General features: G+C 44.8%; 16 protein-coding genes. 5 read left to right on the forward strand and 11 right to left on the reverse strand.

The features are described from left to right. The first annotated feature begins 10 nt into the window (after positions 1-10). Both ICE88_RS00115 and gloA read left to right on the forward strand, forming a co-directional pair. Positions 11-430, forward strand: a complete 420-nt coding sequence (locus ICE88_RS00115; protein ID WP_216248223.1) for a DUF3293 domain-containing protein — start codon at positions 11-13, stop codon at positions 428-430. A gap of 53 nt (positions 431-483) precedes the next feature. After that, the gene (gloA, locus tag ICE88_RS00120; RefSeq protein WP_216248224.1) at positions 484-870 is read left to right on the forward strand and encodes a lactoylglutathione lyase; all 387 of its coding nucleotides are present in this window, start codon (positions 484-486) and stop codon (positions 868-870) included. 18 nt (positions 871-888) lie between these two features. Here gloA and ICE88_RS00125 read toward each other — a convergent pair whose 3' ends face one another. After that, on the reverse strand, positions 889-1,551 hold the full coding sequence (locus ICE88_RS00125; RefSeq protein ID WP_216248225.1) for a SprT-like domain-containing protein: 663 nt from the start codon (positions 1,549-1,551) through the stop codon (positions 889-891). On the opposite strand from ICE88_RS00125, the gene ICE88_RS00130 reads away from it, so the two are divergent. Then, on the forward strand, positions 1,550-1,861 hold the full coding sequence (locus ICE88_RS00130; protein ID WP_216248226.1) for a hypothetical protein: 312 nt from the start codon (positions 1,550-1,552) through the stop codon (positions 1,859-1,861). The two genes, ICE88_RS00125 and ICE88_RS00130, sit on opposite strands and share 2 nt — an antisense overlap. Positions 1,862-1,886: 25 nt before the next feature. Next, positions 1,887-2,126, forward strand: coding sequence for a DUF1289 domain-containing protein (locus tag ICE88_RS00135; protein WP_216248227.1), 240 nt, complete (start codon positions 1,887-1,889; stop codon positions 2,124-2,126). Here ICE88_RS00135 and ICE88_RS00140 read toward each other — a convergent pair. The 10 genes from ICE88_RS00140 to ICE88_RS00185 form a co-directional block, all read right to left on the reverse strand. After that, the gene (locus tag ICE88_RS00140; RefSeq protein ID WP_216248228.1) at positions 2,123-3,730 is read right to left on the reverse strand and encodes an ABC-F family ATPase; all 1,608 of its coding nucleotides are present in this window, start codon (positions 3,728-3,730) and stop codon (positions 2,123-2,125) included. The genes ICE88_RS00135 and ICE88_RS00140 overlap by 4 nt on opposite strands. A gap of 91 nt (positions 3,731-3,821) precedes the next feature. Beyond that, a complete protein-coding gene (locus ICE88_RS00145; protein WP_216248229.1) occupies positions 3,822-4,745 on the reverse strand; it encodes an LD-carboxypeptidase in 924 nt (307 codons plus the stop codon). Between the two features lie 43 nt (positions 4,746-4,788). After that, the gene (tadA, locus tag ICE88_RS00150; protein WP_216248230.1) at positions 4,789-5,253 is read right to left on the reverse strand and encodes a tRNA adenosine(34) deaminase TadA; all 465 of its coding nucleotides are present in this window, start codon (positions 5,251-5,253) and stop codon (positions 4,789-4,791) included. Further along, positions 5,246-5,698 (reverse strand): 6-carboxytetrahydropterin synthase QueD, encoded by a 453-nt coding sequence (gene queD, locus ICE88_RS00155; RefSeq protein ID WP_216248232.1) that lies wholly within the window; start codon positions 5,696-5,698, stop codon positions 5,246-5,248. The genes tadA and queD overlap by 8 nt, the downstream gene beginning before the upstream one ends. Before the next feature lie 12 nt (positions 5,699-5,710). Further along, positions 5,711-6,364, reverse strand: coding sequence for a 7-carboxy-7-deazaguanine synthase (gene queE, locus ICE88_RS00160; protein ID WP_216248233.1), 654 nt, complete (start codon positions 6,362-6,364; stop codon positions 5,711-5,713). 50 nt (positions 6,365-6,414) lie between these two features. Then, positions 6,415-8,283, reverse strand: coding sequence for a radical SAM protein (locus tag ICE88_RS00165; protein ID WP_255535138.1), 1,869 nt, complete (start codon positions 8,281-8,283; stop codon positions 6,415-6,417). A 53-nt stretch (positions 8,284-8,336) separates the two neighbouring features. Beyond that, the gene (gene guaA / locus ICE88_RS00170) at positions 8,337-9,944 is read right to left on the reverse strand and encodes a glutamine-hydrolyzing GMP synthase (protein ID WP_216248235.1); all 1,608 of its coding nucleotides are present in this window, start codon (positions 9,942-9,944) and stop codon (positions 8,337-8,339) included. Positions 9,945-9,963: 19 nt separating this feature from the next. After that, positions 9,964-11,427 (reverse strand): IMP dehydrogenase, encoded by a 1,464-nt coding sequence (gene guaB / locus ICE88_RS00175; protein WP_216248236.1) that lies wholly within the window; start codon positions 11,425-11,427, stop codon positions 9,964-9,966. Positions 11,428-11,470: 43 nt separating this feature from the next. Continuing rightward, positions 11,471-11,821: an RnfH family protein gene (locus ICE88_RS00180; protein WP_216248237.1), complete on the reverse strand. Its 351-nt coding sequence runs from the start codon at positions 11,819-11,821 to the stop codon at positions 11,471-11,473. Beyond that, the gene (locus tag ICE88_RS00185; protein ID WP_216248239.1) at positions 11,821-12,258 is read right to left on the reverse strand and encodes a type II toxin-antitoxin system RatA family toxin; all 438 of its coding nucleotides are present in this window, start codon (positions 12,256-12,258) and stop codon (positions 11,821-11,823) included. The genes ICE88_RS00180 and ICE88_RS00185 overlap by 1 nt, the downstream gene beginning before the upstream one ends. A 27-nt stretch (positions 12,259-12,285) precedes the next feature. Between ICE88_RS00185 and smpB the strand changes: the two genes are divergently transcribed. Beyond that, positions 12,286-12,744, forward strand: coding sequence for an SsrA-binding protein SmpB (gene smpB / locus ICE88_RS00190; protein ID WP_216248241.1), 459 nt, complete (start codon positions 12,286-12,288; stop codon positions 12,742-12,744). Positions 12,745-12,776 lie beyond the last annotated feature (32 nt).

Below are 12,776 nucleotides of genomic sequence, written 5' to 3' on the forward strand. Positions count from 1 at the left end.
GAAATAGAAGATGAATTTCCAGGAAATCTATCAAAAAGCCCACTACTCAGTCTTAGTCCCCAGTGTGTCAGGTCAGGATATTGAGCTTGGTTTTAGGATTGATGAATCCAATCAACAAATAGAAGAACTAATGACCAAGCATGAAAGGTCATCTGCATGCTTCATCACGGCGAGTAATCCAAACGGGCAGCGCATTGATGAGCAAGAGAATGAGTCACGGATGAAGGAGCTAGAAACTCTCATTCTGGAAATACAACTACCCTATTACTTTGGTCAAGGCGGAGATTCAAAGGGCGCTTGGAAGGAAAAGAGCCTATTAGTGGTGGGCATTGAACTTGGTGAGGCGGATCAATTAGCCCGTCATTTCGAACAAAATGCCATTGTTTGGTTCCAAAGAGGATCAGCACCAAGTTTGCGCTGGTATATTTAAATACGACTTTAAAAATATAAGAACTTAAGCTACACAACAAAGAAAGAATAACCATGCAATTACTACACACCATGCTTCGAGTTGGTGATCTCCAGCGATCAATCAAGTTCTATACCGAAGTGATGGGCATGAACTTATTAAGAACAACCGAGCGCCCTGGCATGGATTATTCATTGGCATTCGTAGGCTACGAACAAGGCAATATCTCAGGACAGACTGAAATAGAACTCACTTACAACCACGGTGTTAGCAATTATGAGATGGGCACTGCCTATGGCCATATTGCCATTGGCGTTAAAGATATCTATAAGACCTGTGAAGACATCAAAGTAGCTGGTGGCAATGTCACTCGTGAAGCTGGCCCAGTCAAAGGCGGCAATACATTGATTGCCTTTGTGCAAGACCCAGATGGCTATAAGATTGAATTAATCCAGCGCTAATTTACAGGCCTGTTTGCACTAGCAAACAGCACGCTTGATCTCTTTTTCTTTCTCTTTGCGAGCAAACTCTTCTTCTGGAGTTTCAGAAATCAAGTCTGTGACAACTTCTTCCATTCGGATATTGTCTTTAGGACAGATGGGCGCACCCATGCTGGCCCATTTCTTGAGTAAGCTCACCTCATAACCACACTGCCCGCATTTGGCTTTGGCCTTCTGAGTATTGTTTGCTCTTGGCGGTGGGAAAACGATTGCTTTGTGTGGGTACTGCCCTAGTCTTTCTGCAATCATCATCAAACGCACTGTCAATTCTTCAGTGGCATGTGCACTTCTTGCCGGACCTTCAAGACCCACGCAATGAGCGATTTCTTTAAAGTCTTCACCGTGACCACTGTGACAATCATCCACCGCATGACATAGCTCATGAACCAAGGTATCTAAAACTTCTACAGGGTCTTCTAGTTTTGGTGAAACAAAAATCTCATTGACCATATCGCCTGAACGCTCTTTTGGCCAACACTGACCAAGCGTTGTTCTTGGGCTACTAGAAGCTGGCCAACCACAAGAGACTTTGACTGGTGGAATCGCAAAACCAGCTTTTGAAAAAATCGGTTCCAGGGAATGAACGGCCGCCTGAAGCCAAGATTCACGGGTTGTATGAGATTGAGCTATATTCGTGGACATGTTTTTAAAAAAATTACCTATTTATCTTCTTGTATCACTGGCCATCACAGCCTGCGATAGAAATGATTACGTTACTTGGCACTGCAAAAAAGACCCAAGTAATCCAGATGAAAAACCACTCACGATGATTTTAGAAGGTTCATCGATGAAGGTAAATCAACAGAACTACAACTTCTGTGGCAGTTTAGGTCCGATCAGTTATTTTGATCTAAACTGCTCAGGTAAGGCCGAACTATCTGCTATCAGTTTTATTCCTAAAACTGGTGCTTGGACAAGAGGAAATGAAATTCTTCAATGCCAAGCGTTATAAATACGGCAGTTAAATGTAAAACCCAATGACAAACTCAAACAATCCTGATTCAAGCCCTGCTGTGCCCTTAGCAATTAATCCAGATAATCTGGACTCTCCTTGCATTGGCATTTGCTCAACTTTGTTTGATGAAGTCTGCCAAGGTTGCGGAAGAACTGCTCTTGAAGTTTGTAACTGGGTTTTTATGACTCCAGAAGAAAAGCAGGCCACTTGGACCCGCATCACTCATGAAGCCACTGCCATGCGCTTCGTCAGAAAAGATTAACCTTCGATTGATTGGCTCGCCAAGTACTCTTCATAAGAGCCCTCAAAGTCTGCCACCGTTCCATCTGTTCTGATTTCTAAAATTCTTGTTGCCAAACCTGTGATGAATTCACGGTCATGAGAAACAAAGATCACAGTGCCATCATACTTTTCTAATGATGTTTGCAAGCTTTCAATCGATTCCATGTCCATGTGGTTAGTAGGCTCGTCCATCGCTAAGATGTTGTGCTTCTGAAGCATGAGTTTGCCCCAGATCATGCGCCCTTTTTCACCACCAGAAATCACACGCACTGACTTACCAATGTCATTACCAGAGAACAGCAAGCGGCCCAATGTGCCCCTGATGATTTGATCATCATCACCTGGCTTACCCCACTGCCCCATCCATTCCAACAAAGTCATGTCTTGTGGGAAGCACTCGCTGGTATCTTGAGGCATATAACCCACATCAGCATTTTCTGACCACTTCACAGTGCCAGCATCAACTGCGATACCGCCAAACTTTTCACTCAAAATTGATTTCAATAAAGTTGTTTTACCAGCGCCGTTTTCACCAATGATGGCAACTTTTTCGCCAGGGCGAATCATCAACTTGAAGTTTTTGAAAATATTGCGTTCATAAGTTTTGCTTAAAGCATCACATTCAACAACGATGTTGTGTAATTTCTTTTCAAACTCAAAACGAATGAATGGATTCTGACGAGAAGATGGTTTGATTTCAGCCACTTCAATTTTCTCTAACTGACGTTGGCGAGAGGTTGCTTGACGTGCTTTAGAAGCATTCGCAGAGAAGCGGCGCACGAACGCTTGAAGCTCTTCAATCTTCTCTTTGGCCTTGGCGTTATTCGCTAACTGCTGGCTTCTGGCTTGCATTGAAGCCAACATGTATGAATCGTAATTGCCTGGATAGACCGTCAATGTACCGAAGTCCATGTCGGCCATATGTGAACAAACAGCGTTCAAAAAGTGACGATCGTGAGAAATGATGATCATCGTGCTATTTCTGGCATTCAGAATATCTTCTAACCAATGAATCGAGTGAATGTCCAAGTTGTTGGTTGGCTCATCAAGCAACAACACATCCGGATCAGAGAACAAGGCTTGGGCCAAAAGTACACGCAACTTCCAACCAGGAGCCACTTCACTCATCGGGCCATTGTGTTGCTCAGTCGGAATACCAATACCTAAAAGCAACTCCCCTGCTCTGGCTTCCGCTGTGTAACCACCGTACTCAGCAAACTTAGTTTCTAATTCTGCTGCACGCATGTAATCTTCATCTGTGGCATCTGGATTGGCGTAAAGCGCATCACGCTCAGCCGCTGCATTCCACATGTCTTCATGGCCCATCATCACCACATCCAACACACGCTTATCTTCATAGGCAAACTGGTCCTGGCGCAACTTACCCAAACGAATATTTGGCTCTAAAGAAACGTTACCGGCTGAGGGTTCAAGATCTGAACCAAGGATCTTCATGAATGTGGACTTGCCACAACCATTCGCACCGATCAAACCATAGCGATTACCGCCACCAAATTTGACTGAAATGTTTTCAAATAAGGGCTTCGCCCCGAACTGCATGGTGATATTTGCTGCTGAAAGCACGTTATTAGCCTGTAAAAGTGTGAGAGGACCAAAGTCATCTATTTTAACCAATCCATGAGGGTCAAGCCGAGAATCTACTGCAAGCGCTGAATCAGGCGCAATTTGCCTTCAAAATAAAAGCATCTGATGAGGCTGAGAGGCTGGCATATCGACCTACTGGCAGAGTTAGCTTATCAGGACAATGCCCAAAGGCCAAGCCAGTCAGTATCGGTGTTTGCTGCCCCAATCGCTGCCTGATGGAGTCAATCGCTGCATTGAGGTCATAGCCACGATCAACATCACTCAAGCGATAGGATGAAACATCACCCATCAATATAGCTTTTTGTTGGCCCAAATAACCAGCATCAATCAGTTGATGGAGCATGCGCTCAATCCTGTACGGATGTTCATTCACGTCTTCGATAAACAGAATTCCACCCCTGACTTGATCTATGGACGGAAAGAACCCTGTGCCCAATAGTGAGGTCAACATCGTGAGATTGCCACCCCAAAGAACAGCTTTATCATCAGCAGTGATACCAATAGATGAGGACATGACTTGCGGGCTGACCACTTCAATCTCAATGGATGACTTGGTCATGGCATCTTGGAAATGTTTCCAGGTCAGATCAGATACATCACCACAAAAATCATAGCTGAACATCGGACCAGCAAAACTAGGAGTCCCAGTTTTGGCAAACAAGCCTAAGTTAAAAGCTGTGAAGTCACTATGACCAACAATTTTTAAACCTTGTTTGACTTGCTTGGCGATTCCCTGCCAATCGATTCGATTTAGCAAGCGACTTAATCCATAGCCGCCACGCAAAGACATCGCCACATGATCAGGTGAAAGATTTGCTAACTGATTGATCTCATCTAAACGCTCTTGATCAGTTCCAGCAAATCGCTGAAATTGTCTGTTACCGCATGCAAGATTTTTAACCTCAATGCCCTGCTTTTTGAACCAAGCCTCACCATTGGCCAAAACCTGAGGGTCTGGCAATGAGCCTGAAGGAGCAATGAGGTGAAGTTTCATAAAACGTATTTATCTATCTAAATTTATTTATTGAATTTTTTAATCAAGCATTAGCTCTGCGTTCTTTAAAAAAGTCTTTCAATACTTGGGCGCATTCGTCTGCCAACACACCACCTTCAACCATTGTATGGTGATTTAGCTGGGTATTGTCAAACAGCTTCATGACACTGTGCACACAACCTGTTTTAGCATCAGATGCACCATAAACTAATCGAGAGACCCTGGCATGCATGATGGCACCACAACACATCATGCAAGGCTCCAAGGTAACGTAAAGGGTTGTTTCAGGCAATCTGTAATTACTTAAGGCCGCACCAGCAGCTTTCAAAGTCACAATCTCAGCGTGGGCACTGGGATCATGATGAACGATGGGCTGATTATGGCCAGTGGCAATCACTTGCTGGTTTGCTACAAGAACAGCCCCTACCGGAACCTCGCCAGCGTCGCGCGCAAGATGAGCTTGCATCAGAGCCATCTTCATGAACTCTGCATCTTGCTCATTAGGCATGAACATCTGCCCAGCAGTTAGGAGTTTCGTATAAACGCAAACGACTGAGATTCAAACGACCGCCAAATCTATCTTTAAAAATCGGATCTAAAGTCGCAAATGCTTTTTGGGCCAAATTTTCAACCGTTGGGATGGAGTTCAAAACAACGGTTTTATGTCCGGGAATGGTGGCCAAAAAATTAACCAAAGCCACATCCTCTTTGGCTACCAAAAAGGCATGGTCCCACTGTTGAACAATGGCTTCATTGGTGATTTTTTTGATATCGCCAAAATCCAAAACCATGCCATCATCACCGTGACCTTGATGATTCAATACATTGCCCATCAAAGTGACTTCAATCACATAACGGTGCCCGTGAATATGACGACAATGGCCATCATGGTGCGGTATGCGATGACCAGCGTCGAACTCTAATTTACGGGTGATTTCAATTTTCTTATTCATGATCGCGCTTGCCTAGCGAATACCTAATAACTTGTGTGTTTGAGTGCTTAAACGCCATAAAGGGCGTGACTGACAGATTTTAATGGCTAATTCAGTATTGGCTTCTTTATTTGGACCATCCAGAGCCTGTAAAAAATGATGCTTAAAAGACATCTTTTCAAAACGAGCCAATAATTGAGGCAGCTGCCCTGCATGTCCAGCTTGAGGGATGACCAATTTAAGTTCATCGCCTTGCACCTGAACCAAGTCTGCATCATGCTTAGGGCTCACACAAACCCAATCAATGCCGGCAGGTACTCTGATCGTGCCATTGGTTTCAATGGCAATCTTAAAGCCTTGAGCATGAAGAGCTTGGATTAAAACATCATCTAATTGGAGCAATGGCTCGCCACCTGTGAAAACAACATACTTATGATGCGGGTCACCCAAACCCCACATTTGATCAATGGCTTTGGCTAAGAGCTCTGCAGATTCAAACTTACCTCCACCTTCACCATCCGTGCCAACAAAATCGGTATCGCAAAATTGGCAAACAGCCGAAGTGCGATCTTCTTCACGACCAGACCAGAGATTACATCCGCTAAAACGACAAAACACTGCCGCACGACCAGCGTGAGCACCTTCGCCCTGAAGCGTCAAAAAGATCTCTTTAACACTGTAAGTCATTCAATCCTAAAGGTTTTGCAATATTGCATATTGTAAAGAATATCTGGGGGTCAGAGTTGTAAAGCTTTGGCAATAAATTGCCTTGAAACAGTGCTCTTAGGGACAGGCTCTTGCAAATCAAACCAGCTTCTGATGTCTGCTTCAAAGCCAACACCATGCATGTAGTTATAAATGGCCTTCTTCAAGCCCTGCCCTAAGGCATCATGATCAGCACCCGTTGGATCTATGAAGCCAATATCGTTTTTCGCAAAAGTGATCTCTGGCAGCGGAATTAGCTTAATGCCATAGGCCTCAGGATTTTTACCAACCGGTGAATGTACCGTGCAGGTGAATCGATGGAAGAAGCCGCTCTGGATGCAGCCGTTCTCAAATAGCTGACGCACATACTCCAATGAATCAACTGTTTCTTGAACAGTTTGAGTTGGAAAGCCATGCATCAAATAGGCATGAACCAAGATGCCAACATCAGAGAAGCTCTTGGTGACCCTTGCCACCTGTTCAACAGTCACACCTTTTTCCATCAAAGCCAATAAGCGATCAGAGGCAACTTCCAAGCCACCTGACATCGCTATACAGCCACTTTCAGCTAATAACTCAGCCAGCTCTGGCGTAAAGGTTTTTTCAAAACGAATATTGCCCCACCAAGAAATCACCACCTTGCGTCGAATCAACTCTTCCGCCAAAGCTTTTAGTATCTTTGGTGGTGCCGCCTCATCCACAAAATGAAAACCTGTTTGCCCTGTTTCAGCCACAATTTGTTCAATGCGATCTACCAGCAATGATGCTGATGCAGTTTCATAGCGAGAGATGTAATCAAGACTGACATCACAAAAGCTGCATTTTTTCCAATAGCAACCATGGGCTACTGTTAATTTATTCCAACGGCCATCACTCCATAAACGATGCATTGGATTGAGCATGTCCAAGAGTGATAAATAAGACCCTAAAGGCAAGCCATCCCAAGTGGCTGTACCAACCTCTTCAAAAGGCACATCAGGTTCGGCCCACTGAATGTATTGAACCTGCCCGCTCTCATTACGGACAAAAGTTCTAACCAAACGATTGATGCCACGTTTGCCATTCAAGTGTTCAATCAAGGCTAATAAAGGACGTTCGCCAGAATCTAAGGTGATGAAATCAACATAATCAAAGACTCTTGCTTCTGTTAACTCTCGCAATTCCGTGTTGACATAGCCACCACCCAAAGCGATTTTGATCGATGGATATTTTTCTTTGATCACTTGAGCAATTCTCAAGGCTGCATAAACCGATCCCGGGAAAGGCACAGAAAGCAACACCAGATTCGGCGCGTGCTTTTCAATTTGCTCGGTGGTCAAAGATCTCAAATGCTCATCCATCAAGGTTGGCTTTGCTTGCAAAGCATTGGCTAATGGGTCAAAACTTGGCTGACTACCAGCTAATGATTCAGCGTACCGGACAAACTCAAAGCGATCATCGACGGCATCACGCAAGACATCTGATAAATCATTCAAATAAAGCGTGGCCAAATGTCTTGCTCTATCTTCAGCACCTAAGGCACCGAATGCCCAAGAAAGAGAATCGCCTGAACCATCATCGTCATAAGAATCCAAAGCTTGAAATCTTGGGCCTTCTGGTAAAAATGAACGACTGTTGATGCGATGACTCAAAGTACTATCACCACCCTGCAAATATTTGATGGTGGGTTCAATGCTGCTTTGATAATTTTCGAAATAATCTAGGAAAAAATTAATCGTTGCACTGCGATTTTCTTCAGGAATAGACAGAGCTGCTTCATGAACCTCTGCCAAGCCATGTTTGGAGAAAAAGCTGAGTACCAAAGACAGTGCTAAATCATCCTGTCTTGCATCGATACCGTGAGAACGTAAAAAACCAGTGATATAGGCCGTAGAAGGATACGGCGTATTTAATTGCGTCATGGGTGGAATGAGACTGAGAACCCTCATGCCAAAATCAGGGAAATGATTCCCTGTTATTCCCACTCGATTGTTGCTGGTGGCTTGCCGCTGATGTCGTACACCACGCGATTGATACCGCGCACTTCATTGATGATTCGATTGGACACGCGTCCCAATAAGTCATGCGGCAAATGCGCCCAATGAGCAGTCATGAAGTCTTGAGTTTGAACAGCACGCAATGCCACAACATACTCATACGTTCTACCATCACCCATCACGCCCACTGACTTTACTGGCAAGAACACTGCAAACGCTTGGCTGGTTAAGTCATACCAAGACTTGCCGCTGTTTTCATCAATGGTTGAGCGCAGCTCTTCAATAAAAATTGCATCGGCTCTACGCAATAAATCGGCAAAGTCTTTTTTAACTTCGCCCAAAATACGCACGCCCAAACCAGGACCTGGGAAAGGATGGCGATAGACCATCTCTGGAGGTAGGCCTAATGCAACGCCCAAAGCACGAACCTCATCTTTGAACAGTTCACGCAAAGGTTCTAGCAATGAAAGCTTCATGTCATCAGGTAAGCCACCCACGTTGTGGTGACTCTTGATGGTATGAGCGCCCTTCTTACCTTTGCCCGCTGACTCAATCACATCAGGATAAATGGTGCCTTGAGCCAACCATTTTGCATTCTTGATCTTGCCTGATTCAACTTGGAAAACTTCAACAAATTCTTTACCGATGATTTTGCGCTTGGCTTCGGGATCAGAAACACCGGCTAACTTGCCCATGAACTGAGCAGTCGCATCCACATGGATCACCTTCACGCCCAAATTCTTAGCAAACATGTCCATGACCATCTTGCCTTCGTTCAAACGAAGCAAACCATGATCAACGAATACACACGTCAGCTGTTGCCCAATCGCACGATGAATCAGAGCGGCAGCAACACTTGAATCAACACCACCAGATAAACCTAGAATCACTTCATCACTACCAACCTGTTTGCGAATACTTTCAACAGCTTCAGCGATGTAATCACCCATCACCCAATCGGTACCGCAGGCACAAATCTGATGCACAAAGCGCTCAATGATCGCTGTGCCTAAAATAGTGTGGGTTACTTCTGGGTGGAATTGAACAGCATAAAAGCGACGGTCTTCATCAGCCATGCCAGCAATAGGACATGAGTCTGTAGATGCCATTAACTTAAAGCCTGCTGGTAACTCAGTCACAGAATCACCATGACTCATCCACACCTTCAACATGCCATGACCTTCTGGTGTTGTGAAGTCCTGAATGTTTTCTAATAATTTTGTGTGGCCACGGGCACGCACTTCAGCGTAACCAAATTCACGAGATTTACCTAGGGACTCTGCTGAGGCAACTTTGCCACCCAACTGAGCCGCCATGGTTTGCATGCCATAACAAATACCCAAGACTGGTACGCCAAGATTGAAGACAATTTCTGGGGCACGAGGTGTATCACCTTCTGTCACAGAACTTGGGCCACCAGACAAAATAATGCCTTTGCAACCTTGTTCTTTGACGAACTTTTCAATGAAGCTTGGATCTACATCGTACGGATGGATTTCAGAATAAACGCGTGAATCACGCACTCGTCTTGCAATCAATTGGGTCACTTGGGACCCAAAGTCCAAAATTAAAATCTTGTCGTGCACAGTAATCCTAAGTGGCTAATTAGTCGATATGGTAGTTAGGTGCTTCTTTGGTGATTTGCACGTCATGAACGTGAGACTCACGCATACCGGCTGAAGTGATCTCAACGAATCCTGCTTTTTCATGCAATTCAGCAATCGTCTTGCAACCACAGTAACCCATCGAAGAACGAATACCACCGGTTAACTGATGAACAATCGCTAACACGCTACCTTTATAAGGAACGCGCCCTTCAATGCCTTCAGGAACGAGTTTATCTACGTTGGCACTGTTGTCTTCTTGGAAGTAACGATCTGCTGCACCATCTTTCATAGCGCCTACAGAACCCATGCCACGATAGCTCTTGTATGAGCGACCTTGGTACAAGAAAACCTCGCCTGGCGCTTCTTCAGTACCAGCAAACATACCACCCATCATCACGCAATGAGCACCTGCAGCCAAAGCTTTAGAAATATCACCTGAGTAACGGATACCACCATCAGCAATCAATGGAACTCCGGTGCCCTTTAAGGCTTCTGAAACATTCACAACCGCAGTGATCTGAGGCACACCCACGCCCGCAACAATACGAGTCGTACAAATTGAGCCAGGGCCAATACCGACCTTGACACCATCAGCACCGTGAGCCACCAATGCTTTAGCAGCTTCACCAGTGGCAATATTGCCGCCAATCACTTGGATCTGAGGATAGTTCTTTTTAACCCATTTAACGCGATCTAAAACGCCTTGACTGTGGCCGTGAGCAGTATCAACCACGATCACGTCGACTCCAGCCTTAGCCAAGAGCTCAATGCGCTCATCATTGTCTGGGCCTACACCGACAGCGGCACCAGCAATCAATTGACCACGACCATCTTTACTCGCCAATGGATGTTCTTTGGCTTTTAGAATATCTTTGACAGTGACCAAACCGCGCAATTCAAAATTGTCGTCAACAACCAAAACTCGCTCTAAACGATGTTTGTTCATCAAACGCTTGGCTTCCTCTGGAGGAGAACCTTCTTTGATGGTGACCAAACGATCTTTCGGTGTCATTTTTTCGCTGACTTTGGCGTCTAAATCTTCTTCGAAGCGCAAGTCACGGTTGGTGATGATGCCAACAACTTTCTTGCCCTGTAAAACCGGGAAGCCTGAAAAACCGTGTTCTTTTGACAGATGAATCACATCACGAACAGTCATCTCTGGTGAAATGGTGATCGGATCTCTTAAAACACCTGATTCGTAACGCTTGACCTTGGCAACTTCACGAGCTTGCTCAGCAGGCGTTAAGTTCTTATGAATGATGCCAACACCACCCTCTTGGGCCATCACAATGGCTAAACGGCCTTCTGTGACAGTGTCCATGGCAGCTGATACCAAAGGAATGTTGATCGAAATATCGCGTGTCAGTTGAGTACCCAACTGAGTATCACGTGGAAGAACCGCTGAATAAGCGGGAACGAGAAGCACGTCGTCAAATGTGAGTGCTTTTTGGATGAGCCTCATGCAAAACCCCTATGCGCAAAAGCGAATTATAGAGGTTTTATGATTATTTGCTCAAAAAACGCCCTTTTCGGTCTGCGGCTTTGGCCTGCAATTTGGCATCTTGATTCTGATGAGCCTTTTTACGCCTTGCTGCCATTGGGTCAATCAACAGCGGGCTGTATAGCTCCAAGCGATCCCCCTCGTAAATAGGACTATCCCAATCCTTGCGTTTACCAAAGACCCCAAAACACCCTTTTCTGGCAATTTCAGGGTCTTTTGGCGAGGATGCGATCTTCAGCTGAATCAGGGCCTGTCCAACAGTCACTGGCTGATCAGGGGAAAAAGTCACCTGAACCTCTTTCAAAACAGGCTCACCTGAGCGACTATCACACAACAATAAGCCCAAAATTGGCATCAAGCAGCCCCATATACTTGGTCAGCACGCTTCACAAAGCCGTCGACAAAAGTGCCAGCAATGATGCCAAAAACAGGCCCAATGATCTTTTCGAGCAAGAGACTCTCAAACTCATAATGTAGTTGGAACTCAATCTTGCAAGCATTCTCTTTTAGAGGGGTAAAGCGCCAATTGCCATGAAACTTCTTAAAAGGGCCATCCACGAAGCTCATATCGATTGAATTTGGTCTGACATTGGTATTTCTGGTGTGAAAGAACTGATCCAAACCTTTAAATTTGATGTGTATTTTTGCATCCAGAATTTCTTCTGTTTGCTCATAGATCTCAACTCCACCGCACCACGGAAGAAACTCTTGATACTTGGCCACATCAATCACCAAGTTATACATTCTCTCTGCCGAGTGCCCAATGAGTACTGTCTTAAATACGTCTGCCATAATCTCGTATTCTAACGATATAAATATATGAGCATCATAGACAACAAAAAAGCTTTCTTCGATTATTTTATTGAAGAACGATTTGAGGCAGGCATGGTCTTACAAGGATGGGAAGTAAAAGCCATCCGGGAAGGTCGCGCCCAAATCAAAGAGGCTTATGTTGTGATTCGCAATGCTGAGATCTATTTGATTGGCTGCCACATCAGCCCTTTGATTTCCGCTTCGACTCATGTTTTAGCTGATCCAGGTAGAACTCGCAAGCTTTTGCTCAATGCCATTGAAATCAAAAAACTCATCGGTAAAGTTGAACAAAAAGGTTATACCTTGGTACCAATCAACCTTCACTTCTCAAAAGGTCGAGTGAAATGTGAAATTGGTCTAGGCCGAGGCAAAAAACAACACGACAAACGTGACGCATCAAAAGATCGAGACTGGCAAATAGAAAAAGCCCGAATCATGCGTTCGGGCTCTAAGATTGCGGACTGATCACAGTCCGCTTTTTCTTTGGTCTAAATTAA

It is taken from the genome of Polynucleobacter sp. AM-26B4 (assembly GCF_018882285.1).
Lineage (GTDB): Bacteria > Pseudomonadota > Gammaproteobacteria > Burkholderiales > Burkholderiaceae > Polynucleobacter.

Bases quoted from the DNA above. Each gene is read 5' to 3' on its own strand.
- guaB (WP_216248236.1), bottom strand. From the start codon at position 11,427: ATGAGGCTCATCCAAAAAGCACTCACATTTGACGACGTGCTTCTCGTT.
- ICE88_RS00130 (WP_216248226.1), top strand. From the start codon at position 1,550: ATGTTTTTAAAAAAATTACCTATTTATCTTCTTGTATCACTGGCCATC.
- ICE88_RS00180 (WP_216248237.1), bottom strand. From the start codon at position 11,821: ATGCCAATTTTGGGCTTATTGTTGTGTGATAGTCGCTCAGGTGAGCCT.
- queD (WP_216248232.1), bottom strand. From the start codon at position 5,698: ATGAATAAGAAAATTGAAATCACCCGTAAATTAGAGTTCGACGCTGGT.
- ICE88_RS00145 (WP_216248229.1), bottom strand. From the start codon at position 4,745: ATGAAACTTCACCTCATTGCTCCTTCAGGCTCATTGCCAGACCCTCAG.
- ICE88_RS00165 (WP_255535138.1), bottom strand. From the start codon at position 8,283: ATGACGCAATTAAATACGCCGTATCCTTCTACGGCCTATATCACTGGT.
- ICE88_RS00135 (WP_216248227.1), top strand. From the start codon at position 1,887: ATGACAAACTCAAACAATCCTGATTCAAGCCCTGCTGTGCCCTTAGCA.
- ICE88_RS00185 (WP_216248239.1), bottom strand. From the start codon at position 12,258: ATGGCAGACGTATTTAAGACAGTACTCATTGGGCACTCGGCAGAGAGA.
- tadA (WP_216248230.1), bottom strand. From the start codon at position 5,253: ATGCCTAATGAGCAAGATGCAGAGTTCATGAAGATGGCTCTGATGCAA.
- smpB (WP_216248241.1), top strand. From the start codon at position 12,286: ATGAGCATCATAGACAACAAAAAAGCTTTCTTCGATTATTTTATTGAA.
- ICE88_RS00125 (WP_216248225.1), bottom strand. From the start codon at position 1,551: ATGTCCACGAATATAGCTCAATCTCATACAACCCGTGAATCTTGGCTT.
- gloA (WP_216248224.1), top strand. From the start codon at position 484: ATGCAATTACTACACACCATGCTTCGAGTTGGTGATCTCCAGCGATCA.
- queE (WP_216248233.1), bottom strand. From the start codon at position 6,364: ATGACTTACAGTGTTAAAGAGATCTTTTTGACGCTTCAGGGCGAAGGT.
- ICE88_RS00115 (WP_216248223.1), top strand. From the start codon at position 11: ATGAATTTCCAGGAAATCTATCAAAAAGCCCACTACTCAGTCTTAGTC.